At 62.5% G+C, this 19679-nt stretch carries 11 protein-coding genes and 1 pseudogene; 6 read left to right on the plus strand and 6 right to left on the minus strand.

What is annotated here, in order from left to right:
* Positions 1–139: 139 nt before the first annotated feature.
* The 3 genes from ACRWNM_RS29130 to ACRWNM_RS29140 form a co-directional block, all read right to left on the minus strand.
* Complete coding sequence (locus ACRWNM_RS29130) at positions 140–5701, minus strand: DEAD/DEAH box helicase (RefSeq protein ID WP_431971322.1); 5562 nt, start codon at positions 5699–5701, stop codon at positions 140–142.
* Positions 5698–6591, minus strand: a complete 894-nt coding sequence (locus ACRWNM_RS29135) for a hypothetical protein (RefSeq protein WP_431971323.1) — start codon at positions 6589–6591, stop codon at positions 5698–5700. Before ACRWNM_RS29135 ends, ACRWNM_RS29130 begins: the two co-directional genes overlap by 4 nt.
* Before the next feature lie 188 nt (positions 6592–6779).
* Positions 6780–9629: a hypothetical protein gene (locus ACRWNM_RS29140; RefSeq protein WP_431971324.1), complete on the minus strand. Its 2850-nt coding sequence runs from the start codon at positions 9627–9629 to the stop codon at positions 6780–6782.
* Positions 9630–10443: 814 nt separating this feature from the next.
* Between ACRWNM_RS29140 and ACRWNM_RS29145 the strand changes: the two genes are divergently transcribed.
* Positions 10444–10989: a DUF4365 domain-containing protein gene (locus ACRWNM_RS29145; protein ID WP_431971325.1), complete on the plus strand. Its 546-nt coding sequence runs from the start codon at positions 10444–10446 to the stop codon at positions 10987–10989.
* Positions 10986–12245 (plus strand): hypothetical protein, encoded by a 1260-nt coding sequence (locus ACRWNM_RS29150; RefSeq protein ID WP_431971326.1) that lies wholly within the window; start codon positions 10986–10988, stop codon positions 12243–12245. The genes ACRWNM_RS29145 and ACRWNM_RS29150 overlap by 4 nt, the downstream gene beginning before the upstream one ends.
* Before the next feature lie 662 nt (positions 12246–12907).
* Here ACRWNM_RS29150 and ACRWNM_RS29155 read toward each other — a convergent pair.
* Complete coding sequence (locus ACRWNM_RS29155; protein ID WP_431971327.1) at positions 12908–14092, minus strand: NAD(P)/FAD-dependent oxidoreductase; 1185 nt, start codon at positions 14090–14092, stop codon at positions 12908–12910.
* A 228-nt stretch (positions 14093–14320) separates the two neighbouring features.
* Here ACRWNM_RS29155 and ACRWNM_RS29160 point away from each other — a divergent pair, with 228 nt between their 5' ends.
* A complete protein-coding gene (locus tag ACRWNM_RS29160; RefSeq protein ID WP_431971328.1) occupies positions 14321–15502 on the plus strand; it encodes an NAD(P)/FAD-dependent oxidoreductase in 1182 nt (393 codons plus the stop codon).
* A gap of 46 nt (positions 15503–15548) precedes the next feature.
* A pseudogene (locus tag ACRWNM_RS29165) lies at positions 15549–15713 on the plus strand (RNA polymerase subunit sigma-24); the annotation flags it as partial.
* A gap of 350 nt (positions 15714–16063) precedes the next feature.
* On the opposite strand, the gene ACRWNM_RS29170 reads toward ACRWNM_RS29165, so the two are convergent.
* Complete coding sequence (locus tag ACRWNM_RS29170; RefSeq protein WP_431971330.1) at positions 16064–16684, minus strand: TetR/AcrR family transcriptional regulator; 621 nt, start codon at positions 16682–16684, stop codon at positions 16064–16066.
* Between the two features lie 100 nt (positions 16685–16784).
* On the opposite strand from ACRWNM_RS29170, the gene ACRWNM_RS29175 reads away from it, so the two are divergent.
* Positions 16785–17597 carry an SDR family NAD(P)-dependent oxidoreductase gene (locus tag ACRWNM_RS29175; protein WP_431971332.1) on the plus strand — a complete coding sequence of 271 codons (813 nt, stop codon included), beginning with the start codon at positions 16785–16787 and terminating at the stop codon, positions 17595–17597.
* A gap of 192 nt (positions 17598–17789) precedes the next feature.
* Here ACRWNM_RS29175 and ACRWNM_RS29180 read toward each other — a convergent pair whose 3' ends face one another.
* A complete protein-coding gene (locus ACRWNM_RS29180; RefSeq protein ID WP_431971333.1) occupies positions 17790–18683 on the minus strand; it encodes an NAD(P)H-binding protein in 894 nt (297 codons plus the stop codon).
* Between the two features lie 67 nt (positions 18684–18750).
* On the opposite strand from ACRWNM_RS29180, the gene ACRWNM_RS29185 reads away from it, so the two are divergent.
* Positions 18751–19557, plus strand: coding sequence for a LysR family transcriptional regulator (locus ACRWNM_RS29185; protein ID WP_431971334.1), 807 nt, complete (start codon positions 18751–18753; stop codon positions 19555–19557).
* Positions 19558–19679 lie beyond the last annotated feature (122 nt).

Genomic DNA, 19679 nt, shown 5'->3' on the forward strand with positions numbered 1-19679 from the left:
CCCGCGCCCCCGAACCTGAACCGGCGTCCGACACCTCTCTCGTCCTGATCTCCTTTGGCGCGGGATATTCGGTCCTAAAGATGGACAGGACCGTGAGCGGTCGAGATCGTGACGCCGGTGGCGAGAACAGCCTAAGTCGCTATGACAGCATCTTGAGGACCTGGGCCGTCGCAAACGGCAAATTCCTGGCGATTACCATATCGTCGATCAGCGGCACTTGGATTCCGCCGAACTCCTTGGCATCGGCAAGTTCCTTGGTCGGCGGCATATCTGGCGTCAGCGGTCCGTGCACGCCTATAATCCACTGCTGCGCACCGCGCATTGCGAGTATCGGCGCCTCTACAGTCCCGATACCCGGCACGTCAACCGCCGCCTTCCGCGCAAAATGAATGTCGCTTAGATCGCGGCTGTCGAGGTCGGTGAAGAGCTTGTCAGCGGCCAGATCGAACCTGATCTGGTCGAGCGTCGGAACCGTGCCGTACAGAAGGTGCCGAAGCAAACTGGCACCGACTTTGCGGTCGAGCAGGCCGTGCTCGAAGCGGTTTCGGAAGCTCCGGAGACACTGGTAGCAGGACTCGTCGCAGTTAGCCGGGCAGGACTCCAGTCGCTCCAGTGTCTGCTCGAAGATTGTCAACCCGAAATCACGCACCCGCCGCGTGAACCCCGCGCCACCGGCAAGCGTGTCGTACAGGTAGATCTCTGCTTCCAGGCCCTCATGCCCGCGCGGCGTGAGCGCTGGTCTGTACTCGGCCTGTAACTCGGTTGCCTCGACGCCGAGACGCTTCGTGGCCGCGATCGTCAGTGCTTCGGCGATCGTTCGGAGCGCGACGTGGGTAGACAATAGCGCGGGCTGAAGCTTAACCGGACTATTTACCCGCAGCCGTACGAGCAGGACGTCCGAGATGAAGTCGGTACCGAGCACCAAGCCGCGCGTCGACATCGAGCCAGGGCAATCCGGGTTGTCCTCATCGGGGTATGGCTTCTTGTGCGTACCGAAGACCTCGCCAGTGGCTTGCGCCGTTGGCTCCACGAGACCGCACATTGTGCAGTAGTTGTAGCCCTCGTTTCTCGGCCCAGTGTTGGTCACCAGCAATGTCGACCGCTGGTATGTCTGTTCCAAGCCGTCCGTGACGGCAGTCCAAGCGCTCTCTTCGCTCGGCCCTTCGGCGACCAGCTTGGCGCGGGTCGCGTAGCTTATCGCTGGCGCGTCATCTGGGCTAGTGCCGGGCTCCTTGGTAACTCTGTGGGCGAACCCTGGCGGACGCATCCAGTTCATCGCCTCGCCGAACTTTCCCTCCGAGCCACACGCCGGGCAGTCCCGCTTCTCACCACGCTCGGCCTTACTCGGTGGTAGGTGCATCGCATAGTGACATATCTGGCACTCGAAGTAGAGCCAACGCTGTTGCCATGCCTTGGACCGATCCGAGTGCACCGAGGAATAGATCGCCCCCGACGTCCACTCCTTATTGTCGATCCAGACGACCTTGCCTGGCGCGTACTGGCTGAGTGCGACCGGGAGCCCTTGGCTCGGGGCGTAGCGAAACTCCGTGTGGAAGCGCTCAGACTTGTTGGCATCGAACACGTGAAAGGATACGACGTCTGTCGGGAACGCATAGCGCGGGAGGACACCCTTGTAGAGCAGTTTGTCCAGCAGGTTGGTCTGGCTGCGGGGCTCGCTCGGCAACTCAGCCCCATCCTCGGCTGGCCCATCGGCTTCAACGTCCATGTCTTGAGAGTCCGCGTCGCCTTCCCCCGGGTCGGGCGACTCCCTGTCCTCTACAACGAGCGCCCAGTCGATGTCTTCGAGCGTCATAGTCACGATGCCGTCGAGGATCATAGTCTTGGCGGGGCCCAGTTCTGCGGGCAGCCATCCCGCCACTTCTGCACGAAGCGCCGCCTCACATTCCTTGAGCCATTCCTCGAAGTCAGTTCGATTGAGGGTCGAGGACTTGCCGAGAAAAGCCTTGACGCTGCCGAGCACCTCAAAGAGCTGAGGCTGCTCCTCTGGGGCGATCGTAGGGAGACGATCCTGGTGGTACCGCTGCAGCAAGTACGCTGTGACATGCCGTCGGGCAATTTCGCCGTTGTCCATCGTGAGGATCGGGTCCTCGACCTTCCCGCGAATCATTGAAGCGGGGTCGCGGAAGTAGTGATCATCATGCGTGTCCGCGCTGCCGAAAGCGAGCACCGTTGCGACTGCGGACCCGCGGCGGCCCGCGCGACCAGCTCGCTGTTGATAGTTTGCCCGTGACGGCGGCATGTTTCGCAGGGCGACGCCCGATAAGCTGCCAATATCGATTCCGACCTCCATGGTCGTGGTGCACGAAAGGACATCGATCGCCGGCTGCTCCTGCTCAGTGGAACCAGGCAGCGTGACATTCACGTCCTGGAAGAGCAATTCATACTGCTCCGCCCGCGAGAAAACCTCGTCGGACTGCGCTACGTTTAGCTGGGCTGTGTGCTCACGTGCAATAATGCTCATCGGTGTCTCGGGCGGTTCCTTCAGCGCCCGTACAGAACTGGCGCGATAGTAGCCCTTGCGCGCCTGAAAGACCTCATCATGATCCGGGTCCAATGTTCGGACAGTGTCCTGGCCGCAACTCACGCACTTCGCGCGTCCCGGGAACGGACGCTGCGTGTACCTGCACCGCTCGCAATAGGCCCACATCCCTCCCGTACTCAAGGCGACCTTGCTAGCGGAGAGGCGGAACTTCCCACCGGACACCGGCTCACACAAAGCCAGCTGCAGCAGGGGAAGCCACGCGCGAGCGAACTTCTTCTTCGCAGGAGGGGTGCCGAGCCACCGATCCAACGCCGCAAAGTTGCCCTTGTGCGGTTTGACGCCCCCTTTTATTTTCCACCACTCCCCCTCGGTCATTGAGGAAAACCAAATCCCTGGTGATGGATTCGACCAATGCGATAGCCACAATCGAACAAGCGCCAGCCGCGCCTCATCGGTGGTCGCGATGCCGTCGATGGCGGGGAGCTTCGCCAGCAGATTTTCGGTCAGTGTCCCGGTCTCGCGGAGCGACGCCAAGCCCAGCGACGAAAGGCCGTAGTATTTGTCGGTCAGCGTCGCGTAGATGGCCCGAAGTAACGACAGTGGCGGCACAGTATTAAGCATGATTAATTCGACCAAGGCAGCGTGGTTACCGTCCAGCGCACCCTTGTCGATCGCCTTACCAACATCATTGAGAACGTGGATGGATTCGGCCTGCCGTAGCTCCGGTCGAAGCCGGACCGACAGCCGATTTGCTCCGACCATTACAGCGAGAAACAGGTTTTCAAGGTTCAGTTGATTGCTAATGACCTGTTGCGCCTCAAGGTCACGCCATCCCCGAAGGATCAGCGGACGGATAACGTCGCGCATCGAGTAAGTCTGTAGATTTGGCGCCAGCCGGGCCGCTACCTGACGGGAATCGGCGAAAGCCAGCACTTTGCGACCCCGAAGGGGCGCAAAGTCCGAGTATTCGCGACTTGGCGGTTGCACTTCAATCTGACGAGTCACGAGTGCTTGGAAAGGCTGGTCACCCTTCGTCTGGTGGTCCTGCACCGATGACCGTCCAAAGCCCGCCAACCGTCCGCATACGCCGCACGGCTTGAACTCACCGTTAGCCTTCGTCTCCTCCTCGTCATCATCCCCAAATATGACTGTCTCGCCGCCACGCAGCTTAGGAATGGCGAGCGTCCGGAACCGCGAACCTAGCTTCTCAGGGTTGAGTCGGCCCGTGACGAGATCGAGATCAGCAGTCTCAATATCTGCATCGCGCGACGGATTTTCGAGTAGGAGGTCGAGAGCGAACAGTTCGGGGATGGTGCCCGCCGCAGCTTGGAAGGCACCGCCCTGTTCGTGCCACAAGAAGGTCGGCTCAGTCAAGTCGTCGGTATAGGCGCGAGCATAGGACGAGCCACAGTGCCGACATGTGTAGTATTCGAAGACTCGCGCTCCACAACCACAGGTCGCCTGGGGTTGTGCGTAGAGTTTTCCGATAGGCCCCCGCCCTGGAAGCTCTTCGTCGTTAAGCTCGGAGCAGTCAGGAGCGAGACACGCCCAAAGTCCAGGCAGACCTCGGAAGAACGCATGCACACGACATGGAAGGAGCCCGGGCTCGTCTGGTCCAGGACGGGCAGCGCTCCCTAAGGCGATGAGCGTTGTGACTGCCCGATCGGCGAGCAAAGCATCGGTGTCCGGGAATAGGGCGGGCCCGAGTTCGCTGACTGGCTGAGCTTTCTGCATGGTCTCGTTCACCGCCATGCTCATCGGGCCGAAGCTCTTGAGCGCGTCATACAGTAGTTCCGCGACCGGTGTGGCGCCTGGCGTGACGCCACGATATGCAAGCAGGCCAGTAACTGCCTCAAGCCGCTCAGGATCGTTGTTCCCGTCGTAATAGTCCGTAATCGGCACTGCCGCCAGCGCAACTGCATCTTCGGGCTTCCCGGGAACCGCGCCCGTCCGCAACCTCAACTCGCCCTCGACCGTGCGGAACTCGGTTTCATCCTTGCCGCTAAGTTGGGCGGCAAACTCACGGGCGTACCCAGCACTCGCGAAACTTGCGCTGGTAGTGATGACCTGCAACCGCTCGGGATCGATACCAAGACGCGCCCGAAGACGTCGGAGCAGGAGCGCAACCTCGGCGCCCGCGGCACCGCGGTAGAGGTGTGCCTCGTCGACGATCAGGAGGAAACGCTCGTCGGGATTGTCTGCGAGCCACTGTTGAGTAGTGTCAAAGACCGGCCGCTCGAGCGGCCGCATGAGCATGTACTCCAGCATTGAGTAGTTCGTGATCAGCACATCCGGCGGCGCGGCGAGCACTTCGTGGCGGGTCAACAATTCAGGGTCTTCAGGCTGCATAACTGCGCGAATGAACTCGCCAGCGTTGTTTTGCCAGCGCGTGCCCTTCTCGCCGTACCACTTCTTGATATCGGGCTTGGCCGGCCACTTACCACGAGACTGCAGCTTCTCGATCAATTCGACCGCTTGGTCGTGCCATTGCGAACTCGAATCCTTCGCACGGTCGTAGAGCAACACATAAAAGTCTTCTATGGATCCGAGTCGCTGCTGGTCCCGCTTGGCAGTGCGCACCCCGGGGTACAGCGTCCGGCTGGTGTAACGGGCGAAGCGAGCCGGACGGCCGGCCCACGCCTCAAACTGCGATGTCACCCGCGGGTCGCCCAGCAGGAGTCGCATACGACCGAGTTGGTCGTTCACCAGTGCGTTCATTGGGTAGAGGACTATGGCCCGCACCGCGGCGGTTCGGAACGATTCGGGGTGATGCGCCGCTTCGCCTGCGAGCTTTGCCAGCATCGGTAGCAAGAACGTTTCCGTCTTGCCAGAACCGGTACCTGTAGTCACCGCGAGACTGGAGCCGTCGCGAGTTGACCACTCCAGCGCTTGTGCCTGGTGGGTGTATGGCGGGTCATACAGCAAGGCATCAAGGCCGCCTGCCTTCTGTGTCAGGGGCACGAACAAGTCCCGGACAGCAGCGTCTAGATCAAGCTCTGCAAATGTCCGATTCGTGGTGTAGCGCGGTGTGCTCTCGATGTACGGTTCCCGGAATAGCACACCTTCGGACTCTAGAAGTTGACGACGTTGTTCGATGACTGTCGGATGGCCTACGTGGTACGTCGCCTCGATGTAATCCCGGAGCGCTGCCTGAATCTCGGCAACTGTTTCGGCGATCGTTGGCCCATCAACTGTCACTGTGGTCCCTCCTTTACTGCATCCATCCAGAGCATGTCACTCAGCAGTCGTTCTAGGGCTGGCATCGCCCCACTGGGTATGCGGAACGAGAACAAGGCACCCGACGGTTCTACGAGCGGCAAACTGACCAGCTGAAGGTAACGTTCGGTGAACCCGGGGATCGGCGAGAAGAACTCGACGGCGGTCGCACTACCTACCGCGGGCGCCTTCCGATAGAACTGCGGCACGCCGCGCACCGCATCCATTGCCATTTGCGTCCTCCAGGCTTCGTCGCGTCCGGGGGTCGTTGGATTATCGATCGGAAACTCGACGAGCTTCTGTAACGACCCGGCCTCCAGCCTGACGAGGCACCACAGGTCTGCACCGTACGCCTGCGGTCGGCGTGCCACGAAGTCACCGGTGTCCCCCGGCTTCGGAGGACGCCACCGTCCCCTGTAATACCGGACCGGGGTGCGCGGATCCAAGACACGAAGCTCCGAGATCTCACCACTCGGCCTGGCGGCGTCCAAGTGCTTACGGAGCCGATGCAAGAGAGCCTGAGCATCTTCGCGGCGCGGGCTCGCGACCCACTGCTCACGATCGATCAGCTGGAGTCCAGCGGCAGACATTCGCTCGGCCGCTGTCTCGGGATCAAGGCGGATGCTCCGGAGGTGCGCATCCTGCTCGATCGCATCACCGAGTTCTTTGTCCACGAGCGGCGCCCCGAACGGTCGAATCCCGAGAAGAAGGTAAGTTCCGGGCTCACGCTCGATGTACGAAGGCGGACCGAGGTACAAGAGCCGGACAGAACTGTCTACGTTGTGACGGAGTTCGAGCAAATCTCCCCCTGCCACAAGAAGATCGACCAACCCCGCCAAATCGTCACGCGTGACGGCGTCATCGGCACTCACGGGCCGGACAGCCCCGAGGACGGCGTCGACCAGGCGGCTGGAGCTAGTCGGGCACATGAACGACGCAGCACGCCGCAGAGAAGCTGCAAGCCCCTCAGTAGCAGTAAGCGCTATGCGGTCCGGATCAAGGCCAAGTACCCGAGTAGCCAAGTTGGACGCTTCATCCGGGGACAGGCTCGACACTCTCATCAGAAGCCTCGCCCTGCAGTCTCAGTATTGATGGACCTAGTGCCGAGTACAGCGAAGCGTGCCGCGCGCAATAACACTGGCGACGCCACGACCCACTCCAGTAGATAATCGAGGTCGCAAGCGTTCCATTCGGTTACATCGCCCGGTCGTCCGGCGAGGGTCAGTACGAATCGTGCAGCTGAGGGCGTCTTGATCCCGTTTCTGCGGAAGGTGGACTTCATTACCTCAGCGAAGCCAGCCTCCAGTGTCTGTGGGGTGAGCCATAGATACAGGTTGCGCCCGATCTCGGCAGCGAGAAACCTATGTGCGGCCGATACGCCGACAGCACTCTGCATCTCGTCCAAGTGGTCCACTAGTTCGTCGGCTCGCTCGACCGAGCGTTCCACCTGCGCCCAGTGCGCGCCGCAAATCGACATGACATTGGCTCGCGCGATAGCTTCGAGTGCGACGTGCTGCTGGTACACCGCGAACGGGTCTGCCGGCAACTGCGCTGTTGCCCACCTCCGGTGCGCATGGATAAACCGCCTAATGTCGTTCGGCGACTTCCCATAGCAGGGCACATACGGCTGGAGCTTTCCGAGGGCAAACACCGCATTCGGGTTCGTCGGCGCGATCACCAGGACCTCGGATTCATCAGACGTGGCACGCAGCAAGCCCCCTCGCGGCGGAAGCACAACGTCTACTCCAAAGGTATTGCTGATTGCATCGAGCGGTGCATCTACGGCAAAGAACTCGACCGTCGCGCGACCGCCATCCGTACGGTCGTGCAACGTAGCAACAACGGAGCCATCGCGCTCCTTGCCAAACCGCCAACGAAACGGTTGAAAGCCCCGCTCACAGCTGAGCGAGACAGCGCCGACGCCCCAGCGGGACACAGTGAGCACGCAGGACTCAGCCTCGTCATACGAGTCCTTGAACAGTTTGTCGTTGCGGATGGACTTCGTGCAGGCCGTCCAAGCTTTTTCAGTGAGCGGCAACCGTACCGTTCGTCGGATCTTCACCAACTCGCTACCTTCACCGCCCAGCAAGCTTACGGTCAGATCTGCCGCGGCACCTGGAGGTCCATCGACGACAACTGTTGCGCGCTCGTCCCATAGCTCGGCGAGCGTTGGTCGCGCTGGCGACGCCAGCAGCCGCATGCCTTCGCCCCTGGTAGCACCTTCTGGCCGCACCTGCGGATCGCGGATCGTGATTGCCAAAGAGCCCTTCGCCAGTTCCTGGCCAAAATTCCGGTGAAATGTCGCGGTGACATCGTGAGTACCAACATCGAGTCCTTCTAGGGAGATGATCAACTCGGACTCACCGCCAGGCCACTGCACGAAGTGCGAATCGTTATCCACCATGAGAAGGCAATGAGACGGCAGCGAGTCAGCGCGGATCCCGACGATGGCGGGTTCACCCGGGAGCCATTCGACCGCGCCCTCGCCGTCCCAAGCACTGGCCACTATGCCGACTGGCCGGACTGCGAGACCCGACAAAGTAGAGATACCGTGCGTCACCAAGAGCGCGGTGTCAGCATCAGTTAGGCGATTTGGCATGTCGATCTCGTACGCACTCACCCCAGATGCCCGAATCGGAACCTGTCGACACCATGAAACGTTCGGGGCAGCCTGGGTCTCCAGCCCGACCAGGATGTAGCGATGGCCAGCGCGGACGATCTGTCGCTTAACTTCGATTGCAAGCCCGGCGCCCTCGCAGCGGTATAGCCACCACGGACCACGCGTCATGACGCATTGATCCTCTATCAGGCTATTCACCGGGTCGGTCCCATGCTCCAACTGCACGAACGGCTTCGATGGATCCGGCCACATGTCGAAGCGTACTTCCTGCCCGCCGAAGATCAACGCTCCGGTGGGAACCGGTCTCCGTGCGCCAGTCACACGCGCGCGCATCGTCCGCAGTTCGTCGTATGCCTCCGGCAATCGCTCGCTCAGCGGTATCAAGTCCGGCAATTCGGCATAAGCGTTCCAAACGCCGTCGAGATAGCGGAGAAAGAACCGGGGATCGGTGGGCGCCGGCAATCGCTCCCGCTTAGTCTGGTAACCCTCCCTTTTCGAGTCAGTGGCCTTCTTGAATCCTGATGCTCGCACCCGGCTTGCGGCCTGTTGTGCCGACGCCAGCCACAAGCGTGACTGTCGCTCACGCGACAGCCCGTCTACCAGCCGCTTAAGCGTCGAACTGACAAGATACGGCGAGCTCTCGTCTTCTCCCGACAGCAGCGCGGCCGCGACTTGGCCAAGGAGCGCCGTATTTTGGCAGAAGATCCGAAACCGCTCGGTGTACCCCTGCGACCGAACGGCTAGCCGAATGCCGAGTTCGACGGGATCGTCGAGGAGCGATGAGGATAAGCCCGTACGGAACTCGTACAGAAGTTGCGCGAGCTGGCGCTGCAGGTAGGTTGGCAGTACAGCATGCGCGATGGGCCATGCGATTATCGTGAAGTTCTTGGCGAAGGCTCCGGTTGGCACTGCACCGCCATATTCGTCTGCAAACTTCAGGAACCGGTCCTTGATCCAGCGCCGTTGATCGCTGTGCCACCCTGGCGTCGACTCCTCGAAACTCGGCCAGTACTCGTCGCCGACGTAGTCGTACCCCGACTCCGCCGCGTAGACGACGAACGGCAGCCACGACAGACGATGCCTAGCAGAAAACCCCTGGGAGACAGCGTTCCGAACACCGCTGAGCAGAAGATCATAGTCCGTGGCCCCCAGATCGTGCTCCAATGCGAAAACCGGTGACGCTGGCTCCAATTGTTTGCGTGCTTCACTTAAGATCCGGAAGTGGCTGTCGAGCTTGGCGTGGACGTACCGCAGGACCTCGACAGGCTCGCTCGAAAGTTCAACAGTCATAGTTGGAACAACCTCCATTCCGAGCGGCCTACTGAAAATCCTGGGTAGTTCCCAGCTTGCCGCAAGACCGCCTCCCATGTCGGTGTAGTTCGTTTGCGGCGTGTCGGAACCGGTTGTGCCGCACAATGTTCGGCTCGTGACCAGCGGGTTGTTGAACCGGTCTGCGCCGGAAGAGCTGAAGGTTCCGGTCGCGCCACTGCTGCCCAAGTTCACCCCGCGCCCGCAGGGCAGGAGCACCGCACCAAGCGACGAGAGGACAGCGCATCGGCAATTCGCTGTATGGACCGATGAGCCAATGGCAGCGCCTGCATCGCGTGCTCGTCGACGAGCTTGGCGGCCATGGATTGAATGATGCGTCGCGGGTGATGATTGCCACGACGTCGGTGGGAGCCGAACGGGGCATAGACCAGGGTCGAGCCCAGCCGACTGCGGCAAGCTTGCTCGAAGATGTACGTGTGTCTGCCACGCTGAAATCCCCCTGTCGGTGGGCGCTTCGGCGGCCAACATGGACAACGCCGAAGCGTTGAAACTGCTCGTGTAGCCGTCCCGGCGATCCGGTCGCGACGCAGTCCGAGGCGACGCCAGTCCGGCAAGGTGCACCGCGGTCGTCGAGTTGCAGCGATAGATTCAGCCTTGAAGTCGATAACGTAGATTGCGCCCGACCCCCACATGGTGGCGGCCGGTGAGCGGCAGCCACCCGAGTGGCACTGCTGCTCAAACACGTTGCCGCTCAGCGCTCGCCGAAGATCGCAGATGCTCGACGAGATTCCACATCTACTAGGCAGCGCAATCAGAGCTGTGGTAGATAATCTGCGTGACCGATGTTCTACCTACAGTGCACGATTCGGATGTGCCGTATGGGAGTCTGGCACCGCCACAATGCAAAGAGCAGCTTTCAGTCGTTTACGCCCATGCTGTGGCAACTGCCGCACGGTGCAAGTTGGAGCATATCCGAATTGATGATGAAACAGTCGATGCAACGGTTCGACAGGTCGCCGACCATAAAAAATATAGAAAAACCTCCATTGATATCCAGTTGAAATGCTCCTCGTCGACGGAGGAAAATGATGAATACGTCAAATGGCGGCTTAAAGACTACAACTACGACGACCTTCGCGACCCCTGTCGAATGAATCCAATTATCCTGATTGTGGTCATGGTTCCAAAGAATTTTGAATCATGGGTCAGTTTCGATCCAGATAGATTCAGAATAGAAGCACGCGGATACTGGATTTCTCTTCGCGACTGGGGAAGTATCTCAAATACTACTCGTACAATAAAAGTTCCAAAAAAGAACCGGTACGACGTATCGTCCTTGCTGGGCATTATGAAACGTGTCGGCGATGGAGGTACGCCTTGAAATCGGAGCTTCTTAACGAATCGCTTCCAGTCGACCTCAAAATTACGCCGCATATCCTAGGGACATTCCTGTCAAGTTCGGGATGGATTCTCGAGGATGCAGACGATATATCCGAGACTTGGCATCACGGCGATGCGCAAGATCGTCCGAGTATCAGACTACCTACCACAACGCGACTGCGCGATTTCCCGATCCGATTCAATGAATCACTGAGGACACTCTGCGAGATAAATGACTGGAGCATTGAGCAACTTGCCAGTGCGGTGATTCAAGTTCGATCGGACGTGCTACTTTTGCGAGCCGATGAACTTATCCGGTACGACAGCATTCCAATAGTCCAGGCGCAAGACCTTATCGTCGGCTCGGTTAAATTGCTCACCGCAGCCGCTCGATCAACAATTGAGCCGCGGCCGACACATCGCGGTCGGGCCTCAAGTGCAGTGCGAGCGTTCATGAACGATGACGTTCGAATGGGCCATACTCAGCGTGGAAGTTTTGTCGTTTCGATTGTGACAACCCTCGGAGATGGCGACGCTATCAACAGTCAAGATGGCGTGGATTACAGCGGAGAAGAAGGCAGCAGCGCTGGTCGCAACTTAGAAGCTGGCATCGTTTCTCGTGAGAGTGCTTCCAGAACGAATCCCGAATCCGAAAGTCGTGACCTCTCAATTGCTTCCTTTCAGCGTCGCGTCATGTCGACTTTGGCGAGGGCGCTGGCGGTGGTGCCAAATTTGAACATTAGCAGTGGCACCGCTGACCTGGACTTGGCAGTTGATTCTGGCGTAAGCGCCGAATTGTGCGACGCATTGCATACAATGACGAGATTTGAAGGATTACGCGCACTCGACATTAATTTCAAGTGGGCGCCTGCCGAACCTGTGCATCATCCACCTGTTACCCGGCTGACTTTGGACAGAGACACAATACCAGGACTTCAATACTTGACGGAAACGTTCCGGCAACGTGATGCACCGCCTGTCAGGCAAACTATCTACGGATACGTAGTCAGACTGGAGCGTGATCAGTTTACAGACAACGAAGACAAGTCAATCGCACTTATCCGGGGAGTTATAGGACGCAGCGAGCGGCGGCAGATACGCGTAGTTATCGATGGGGCGCTACATGCGATGGCAATTTCTTCGTACCAAAATAAAATTCCCGTTCTTCTGACCGGCGACTTGGAAAAGATCGGCCGAGACTACTGGATGACTGGCGAAATTAATCTAGTCCATGCACCGTTCAAGACCGGATACTAGACATAAGAAGCCTCATGCAGTCGTCACACCACCTATCGTAATTCATCCGATCACAACTGCCGACCTAGTCTCACCAAAAAGCCGGGGCGACCGGCGGGTCAGGAGGCTTCCCAACCGCAACCACAATCCGCCAGACGGAATCGGGAGGGCAGTAGCCGCGGCGGGCTGCGCCGCGAATGGACCGGGTGCCTACGCACCTAACGGGCGCTGCTCGTCCCCAGAGCTCGCACCCGCGGACGGGCAAGAAGTTCGTCCGTCCCGAAAACCTGATCGTCAAACGACCCGCTGAGGTCGCCGACCGCACGGATGCCGGGCACTGGGAATCTCAATGTTGTTGTCAAGCGGCGGTTTTTGTCGTTTGGGTGGCGCTTCGTGTTGTGGCGGCTTTGGTCGCGTGGCACTGCCCAGAGCACTTCGACGCTGCGGTGGGCCGGAGCGTAGGTTCTTGCGGGCGCGGGCGGACAGTTGAACTTTCGACGCGAGGATAGGAAATGAAGCGCTTCGTGAGACAACAGAAATCACCATGCGGTGAGACACGATGAAGTAGCACTGGTCACAGCATCAGCAGATGAAGTCAGCGCTGAGACCCTACAGTTGTAGGTCTCAAAAAATGTGACGAACTGTGTGGTCGAGTCCGACACCTTGCCCCGTCCGGCGCGGCGTCACGCGGTGAGGGCGCGGGTCGGCTCGGCTGTGGTGATGTGTCGGCGACGGGACGGGAGCATCGATGTCGGGTGCGAGATGCTCCAGACCGCGCTCTTGCAGATGAACTCCTTGAGTCGCGCGGCCGCCTTGCCGGTGAGAGCGGAGGGCTTGGGCTGGTCTTCGGGGGTGACCCACTGCACGATGGCGTCGCGGCGGCCGAGGCTGATGCACTGGGCGGTGTAGCCGATCGAATTGCGGGGGATCTTCCGGCCGGTCAGGCGTGCGGCGATGGCATCGGCGGCCTGGTAGGCCGTAGGGACTCCCGAGGCGCACGACATACGCAGCGGATCGCCGTTCGCCCCGGGAGCGAGCGCGGCGTCGCCGACGGCGTAGACGTCGGGGTGCGAGACCGACCGCATCGTGTCGTCGACGACGATCTGCCCGGTCGCCGACACCTGCAGGGTGGTGGCCGCGGCGATCGGGTGGACGGCGAAACCGGCTGTCCATATGGTCATTTGGGCCGGAATCGTGCGACCGCCGGTGGTGACCGCGCCGGTTCGCTGGACGCGGGCGATCTCGGTGTTCTCGTGCACACCGATGCCGAGCCGGTCGAAGACTTTGCGCAGGTGCTGTTGGGCCTTGCCGCTGAGCCAGGCGCCGAGGCCGCCGCGAGCAGCGAGGACGACGTCGAGATCCGGTCGGGCTTCGGCGATTTCGGTGGCGGCTTCGATACTGGTGAGTCCACCACCGACGATCAGTACCGTCGCACCCGCTCCCAGGCTCGCCAGACGCTCGCGCATCCGTAGCGCGGACTGCTTGCCTGCGATGTCGTAGGCGTGTTCGGCCACACCGGGCACACCGCAGTCGGCGGCTGCGCTGCCGAGGGCGTAAACGAGAGTGTCGTATGCGATCTCGCGTGAGCCATGGGCGGCGACGATGTCGACCGTCTTGCGGTCGGCATCGACCGCGGTCACCCGTGCCAGCTGCACTCGCACACCCGTGTCCGCGAAGACGTCGGTCAGCACGCGGCTCTTCAGCTCCTGACCTGCCGCCAGCTGGTGCATGCGGACCCGCTCGACGAATTCGGTATCGGCGTTGACGAGGGTGATTTCGACATCGGCGGGGTGCAGCCGCTTGGCGAGGCGACCGGCGGCGTTGGCTCCGGCGTATCCGGCGCCGAGAACGACGATGCGGTGGGTCATGGTCTCACTCCTGTCTGGGTGGTGTTCGCATCCTGAACCGGACAGCGGCGCGAAACCTGACAGAAGCGGACTGTGATCTAGGTCATCACCCCTCGACGAGGAGTCCGTGTGCTCGCATGACCGACGCGAGATGTTGCGTGTCCCAGGTCACAGCAATGGATTGTCACGTTCTCCGGGCCCGCCCTGTCCCCTAGCCGACCCCAACGAACGAGCCCCAGGGAGCAAGCGATGAACACCACCACTGTCCACCAGATAGTTGTCCTCGGCGGCGGCTACACCGGCCTGATCGCCACGGCTCGGCTGGCCCGCTACACCCGCAAGCTGAACACCCGCATCACCCTCGTGAACCCCTCGCCCCGCTTCACCGAGCGGCTGCGCATGCACCAGGTCGCCACGGGTCAGGAACTGACCGACTTCCAGATCTCGGACCTGCTGAAGGGCACCGGCGTGGAATTCCACCAGGCCGCCGCCACCGCCATCGATACCGCCGACCGCATCGTCACCCTCGACGACGGTGGGGTCCTCTACTACGACACGCTGGTCTACGCCCTCGGCAGCGCCACCGACACGAGCACCGTTCCCGGTGCGGCGGATTATGCCTGGACCCTCAACGATCCCCGTCTGGCACACCGCTTCTCGCAGCGGCTGACCGAGATCGCCGCCGTGGGTGGCACGGTCACTGTCTGCGGTGGCGGACTCACCGGAATCGAGGCGGCCGCCGAGATCGCCGAGGCGCACCCCGGGCTGACCGTCAACCTGGTCAGCGCGGCCGAACCCGGCTCCATGATGGGCGAGAAGGCCCGCGCCTACCTGAACCGTGTCCTGGACCGGCTGGGTGTGGTGCGCATGGTCGGGGTGAAGGTCACCAAGGTGCTGCCCGACGCCGTGCGTCTGGACACCGGTGAACTCGTCCCCTCGGACCTGATCCTGTGGACCACCGGGGTGCGAGTGCCGCCGCTCGCCAAACAGGCCGGAATCGCCACCGACGCGAAGGGACTCATCATCACCGACCCCACCCTGCGCTCGGTGTCGCACCCGGAGATCCATGCCATCGGAGATGCCGCCCTGGTGCGGCAGGCCTGGGGGCAGATCCACGGCACCTGCCAGAGCGGCGTGGTCACCGCCGACTACACCGCCACCGTCATCGCCCGGCTGCTGCGCGGAAAGACGGTGAAGCCGTTGCGCTTCGGCTACTTCCACCAGCCGGTGAGCCTGGGCCGCAAGGACGGGGTCATCCAGTTCACCAACGCCGATGACACCCCGAACCGCTGGTACCTCAAGGGCAAGGCCGCGGTCATCTACAAGGAGCAGGTCAGCGGCACCCCGCCGGTGGCCGCCAAGGTGAGCCGCTACGTGAAACTCCCTGTGCAGCTGTCGAAGGGCGGCCGCGCCACCCGTAAGACCGCATGACGATCCGGGGTCCGGGGCCGAGGAACCACCAGGTTTCTCGGCCCGCCCATGTCTTCCCGAACCGCTGATCACGGCGCCGAACGCCGCTGAGGAGACCGAAGTGGCCGATACCGTGTCGACGGCCATGCTGGTCGTCCTCGAAACCCTCGACCCCACTGAGCGCGCCGTATTCGTGCTGGGTGAGATCTTCGGCTACTCCTACGCCGACATTGAGCCCCATCGGATGGGTCTCGGTACGTGGCTCGTGTTCGAGGTCGTCCTCCGGAATCAGGCGGACGCCCGGCTCGACCGGTGGTGAGATCCAGAGGGTTCCGTCATCGCTGCGACACACCTCGTGGTGGCCGTGACCGTGGGCTTCCTCGACGTAGACGCGCAACCCGTCGAGCACCAGTTGCGTGCTGCCCTCGGCAGCGAGCTCGTCGCCATGGACATCCCAGCCGCCGAACCGCGCCCCCGCATCACACAGCACCAGGAAGAGCCCGTCGTGCACGGGATTTCGGATGGATCCGAGGTAGTTCACGATGGGTAGCTTATGAGCAGAAGCCGCGGAAAGACCGTGCCCTAGCTGTCGCGGACGGCGGTGAGCACCCGGTCACAGAGCCGTTCGAGTTCCTCGATCCCGCCCTGGCCTTCGTGCTCGAGCCAGACAGCGGTGGCTGTGTCGAGGCACGCCAGCGCGGTGGCCACGATCGCTTGGCCGCGTAGACCGGGCGGGGCATCGCTGTCGCCGAGTCGCCGTTCGACCTCGGGTGCGAGTTGTTCCTGCCAGCGCAAGTGCTTTTCGAGGTGGGCGGCCCGCAAACCAGGGCTGGCGGCGACCAGCCGGGCGATCGCGAGACCGCGCTGGGGTGTCGCCCGGATGTTCAGCGCGGCGAACGCATGCCGCAGTGCCTCCCAGATCGGTTCGTCGTCAGGGCGCGCACGCAGCCCTTCGAGGATGACGGGGCCTTGCTCGGCCAGATCGCCGAAGACGATGTCCTCCTTCGTGCCGAAATAGCGGAAGAAGGACCGGCGGGAGATCCCGGCCGCGGCGACGACCTGGTCGACGGTGGTGTTCTCGAATCCCTGGTCCAGGAACAGTGCCAGAGCGACGTCCACGATCTCCTCGCGAACACGACGGCGGGTCCGCTCCCACATCCGGCCCGTGGCCGTCGCCTCCGGCTGGTCCTGATGCCTCGTCACACCACAACCGTATCCGATGTGATGCCTGCCTGAACCTGTGCGTCCATCTGGCACTTGATGCTAGTTTGGCACTCGATGCCAGATGTTCTAAGGAGTTCGTATGCCACTCGACCACCACGGCGCGCTGACGCTCGTAACCGGCGCCAGCTCGGGAATCGGCGCGGAGTTCGCCCGTCAACTCGCCCGCCGCGGCTCCGATCTCGTCCTCGTCGCACGCCGCGAGGACCGGCTCGAGGCCCTGGCCGCCGAACTGGAGGCCGCGCACGGCGTCGCCGTCACGGTGCTCGCCTGCGACCTCGCCGAACCGGGCGCCGCCGCACGCCTGGCCACCCAGTTGCACGACCGTGGTCTGCGGCTGACCGGGCTGGTGAACAACGCAGGCTTCGGCACCCACGCGCCGTTCATCCACGAAAACCCCCAACAGATCCGTGCCGAGATCGCCCTCGATGTGCAGGCAGTCGTCGAATTGACCAGGACCTTCATCGATGATCTGCGCACATCCGATCGCGGTGTCCTGGTCAATGTCGCGAGCATGGCCGCCTATACCCCCATCCCACGGATGGCCGTCTACGGCGCCGCGAAGGCATTCGTACTCAGCTTCACCGAGGCCCTCTGGTACGAACACCGCGGCACCGGGCTGCGGGTGCTCGCTCTGTCACCGAGCGCCACCCGGACCGAGTTCTTCGACACCGCAGGCCCGCAGGCGGCGGCCGGCCAGCGGCTGCAGACGCCACAGCAGGTCGTCGAGACCGCACTGCGCGCGCTGGATCGGCGCGACCCGCCGCCCAGCATCGCTGTCGGCAGGATGAACCGACTGGCCGCGACGCTGAGCCGACTGGCCAGCCGCAAGCGGTCGGTCATGATGATGGGTGCGCTGACCGCCCGCGCCGCCGCGACGGCAAGCGCCCGGTGAGCGTGGCGCTTGTGCTCGTCGGCGGCGGCGTCGGCGGACTGGCCGGGCGGGTGCGTTCGACGGTCCGCGCGAGCAGAGAGTGGAGCCCGTCGACACCGACCTCGTCCTGGGCACCTCGACCAGAACTACAGCCAGCGCGCTACCGAGCAGCTCCAGCCCGCAGATGCCCGATGATGAGGACGGTCTTGGCGCTCATGCCCGGACCGCCGGCGCGAGAATCTGCTCGCACCACTCGCGGAAGCTCGTCGGGCTCGCGGTCGCAGCGGTGCGCGGCACGCCGTGGTCGAGGCCGTTGTTCTTGGCGTGCATCATGTCGACGTAGGCGGTCGCGATCGGATCGCTGACGCCTCGCGCGGTCAGTGCGGCGCGGAAGTCGTCGAGAGACTGCCGCTGGTAGCGGACGGGGCGACCGAGCACCTCGGACATGGTGTGCGCCATATCGTTCGGTGCCAGATCCTCCGGTCCCAGCAGCGCGACCTCGCCCGTCCCCGACCAGGAGCGGTCGAGCAGCAGGCGGGCGGCTGCGGCGGCGATATCGCGGGTGGCGACTATCGGTGCCGTGCGGTCGGCGTCGGCGGTGCCGGTGAACACGCCGTCGTCGCGGATCGAAATCGCCTGCCACAGCAGGTTGTCCATGAAGGACGGGTTCGCCAGCGCCCGATAGGCCACGCCGGAACTCGCGATCAGATCGTCCATTGCCAGCGACGCCGTCACCTGCCCGGCGCGACCCGCGACGGGAGTACTGCGCCCGAGCGCCGAGACGCCTACGACGCGCCCGACGTCGTGGGTGGTGAACGCCTTCACGGCGGCGCGCGTGAATCCGGAAAACGCGGCATCCAGGTTCGGCGCATGGAGATCGGGCGGGACCAGCCAGAAGACGGCGTCCGCGCCGGCGAAGGCCCGGTCCACGACATCGGCATCGCCGTGCGATCCGGTGACGATATCGACGCGGGAGCGGATCGCTTCCGGGAGCTTCCCGGGATCGCGCACAATGACGCGCAATTCCTCACTGCGAGTGGATGTTTCGAGCAGGATGTCGAGCAGTCGGCTGCCGATGTGACCTGTGGGGGCGGTGATAACGATCATGCTTCGAGTCTGGTGACGGTTCGTCGCGACGTCCAAGACCCTTTCCGTAGATTGATACCGTGAGGGTATGGATCTGGATCTGCGCAAGCTCCGCTACTTCGCCGCGGTGGCAGAGCACCGGCACTTCGGCCGGGCGGCGGAAAAGCTCTACATCGCCCAGCCTGTACTGAGCCGTCAGATCAAGGCTTTCGAGCAGGAATTGGATTGCGCGCTGCTCGTGCGAACCACCCGCAACGTGGAGCTGACCGCTGCCGGGAAGCAGCTCTACGAAGAGGCGCAGGGGATCCTCGCGGCCGTCGACGCGGCGGTGCGGCGCGTGCACGATGTCGACCGCGGCGCGCGACGGCTGGTGATCGCCTTCTCAGCCGGATTGCGTGTATCGGAGGCGATCCGGGAATTCGCGGTGCGCCACCCGGAGGTCGAGACCGATGTCGTCCCTGCGCGCTGGTGGGAGCGTGACACACCACTGCGGGACGGACGGGCTCAGATCGGTTACCTGCGACGACCTTTCGATGAATCCGGGTTGCGCACCATCCCGGTCGGTCACGAACCCCGGGTTGCCTGCATGCCCGCGACCCATCCGCTCGCGTCGCGCAGGCAACTCACCCTGGCCGATCTCGACGGTGAGCGGATGCTCGACGTCCAGAACAGGCGGACGTTGTCACTGGAAGAAAAGTTCGAGCTCATCGCCTCCGGGCACGGCCTGATACTCGTCCCCCTGAGTGTGGCACGCGCCTACGTCCGCCCCGACCTCGTCCACCGCCCCGTCACCGACGCCCCCGAGGCTGAGACATGCCTGGTCGTCGCCGCGGACCACCACGACAAGCTCCTGCGCGAATTCCTCGACATCGCCATTGCGACACTGCGGCACTGAATCGGCGACGGGCCGGTATGTCATCGCATGCGAAGACTCGGCGGCCCGGCCGAGAACGCGGCGGTGATCGAAGCAACTGCACCGACTGCCCGGCCGTTCGTCGGCACGTTTCGGCCGCCGCG

The organism is Nocardia sp. bgisy134, assembly GCF_965341865.1.
Lineage (GTDB): Bacteria > Actinomycetota > Actinomycetes > Mycobacteriales > Mycobacteriaceae > Nocardia.

What these genes read in the sequence shown, in the direction of transcription:
- ACRWNM_RS29185 (WP_431971334.1), top strand. Translation starts at nt 18,751, where the DNA reads ATGGATCTGGATCTGCGCAAGCTCCGCTACTTCGCCGCGGTGGCAGAG.
- ACRWNM_RS29140 (WP_431971324.1), bottom strand. Translation starts at nt 9,629, where the DNA reads ATGACTGTTGAACTTTCGAGCGAGCCTGTCGAGGTCCTGCGGTACGTC.
- ACRWNM_RS29180 (WP_431971333.1), bottom strand. Translation starts at nt 18,683, where the DNA reads ATGATCGTTATCACCGCCCCCACAGGTCACATCGGCAGCCGACTGCTC.
- ACRWNM_RS29175 (WP_431971332.1), top strand. Translation starts at nt 16,785, where the DNA reads ATGCCACTCGACCACCACGGCGCGCTGACGCTCGTAACCGGCGCCAGC.
- ACRWNM_RS29160 (WP_431971328.1), top strand. Translation starts at nt 14,321, where the DNA reads ATGAACACCACCACTGTCCACCAGATAGTTGTCCTCGGCGGCGGCTAC.
- ACRWNM_RS29155 (WP_431971327.1), bottom strand. Translation starts at nt 14,092, where the DNA reads ATGACCCACCGCATCGTCGTTCTCGGCGCCGGATACGCCGGAGCCAAC.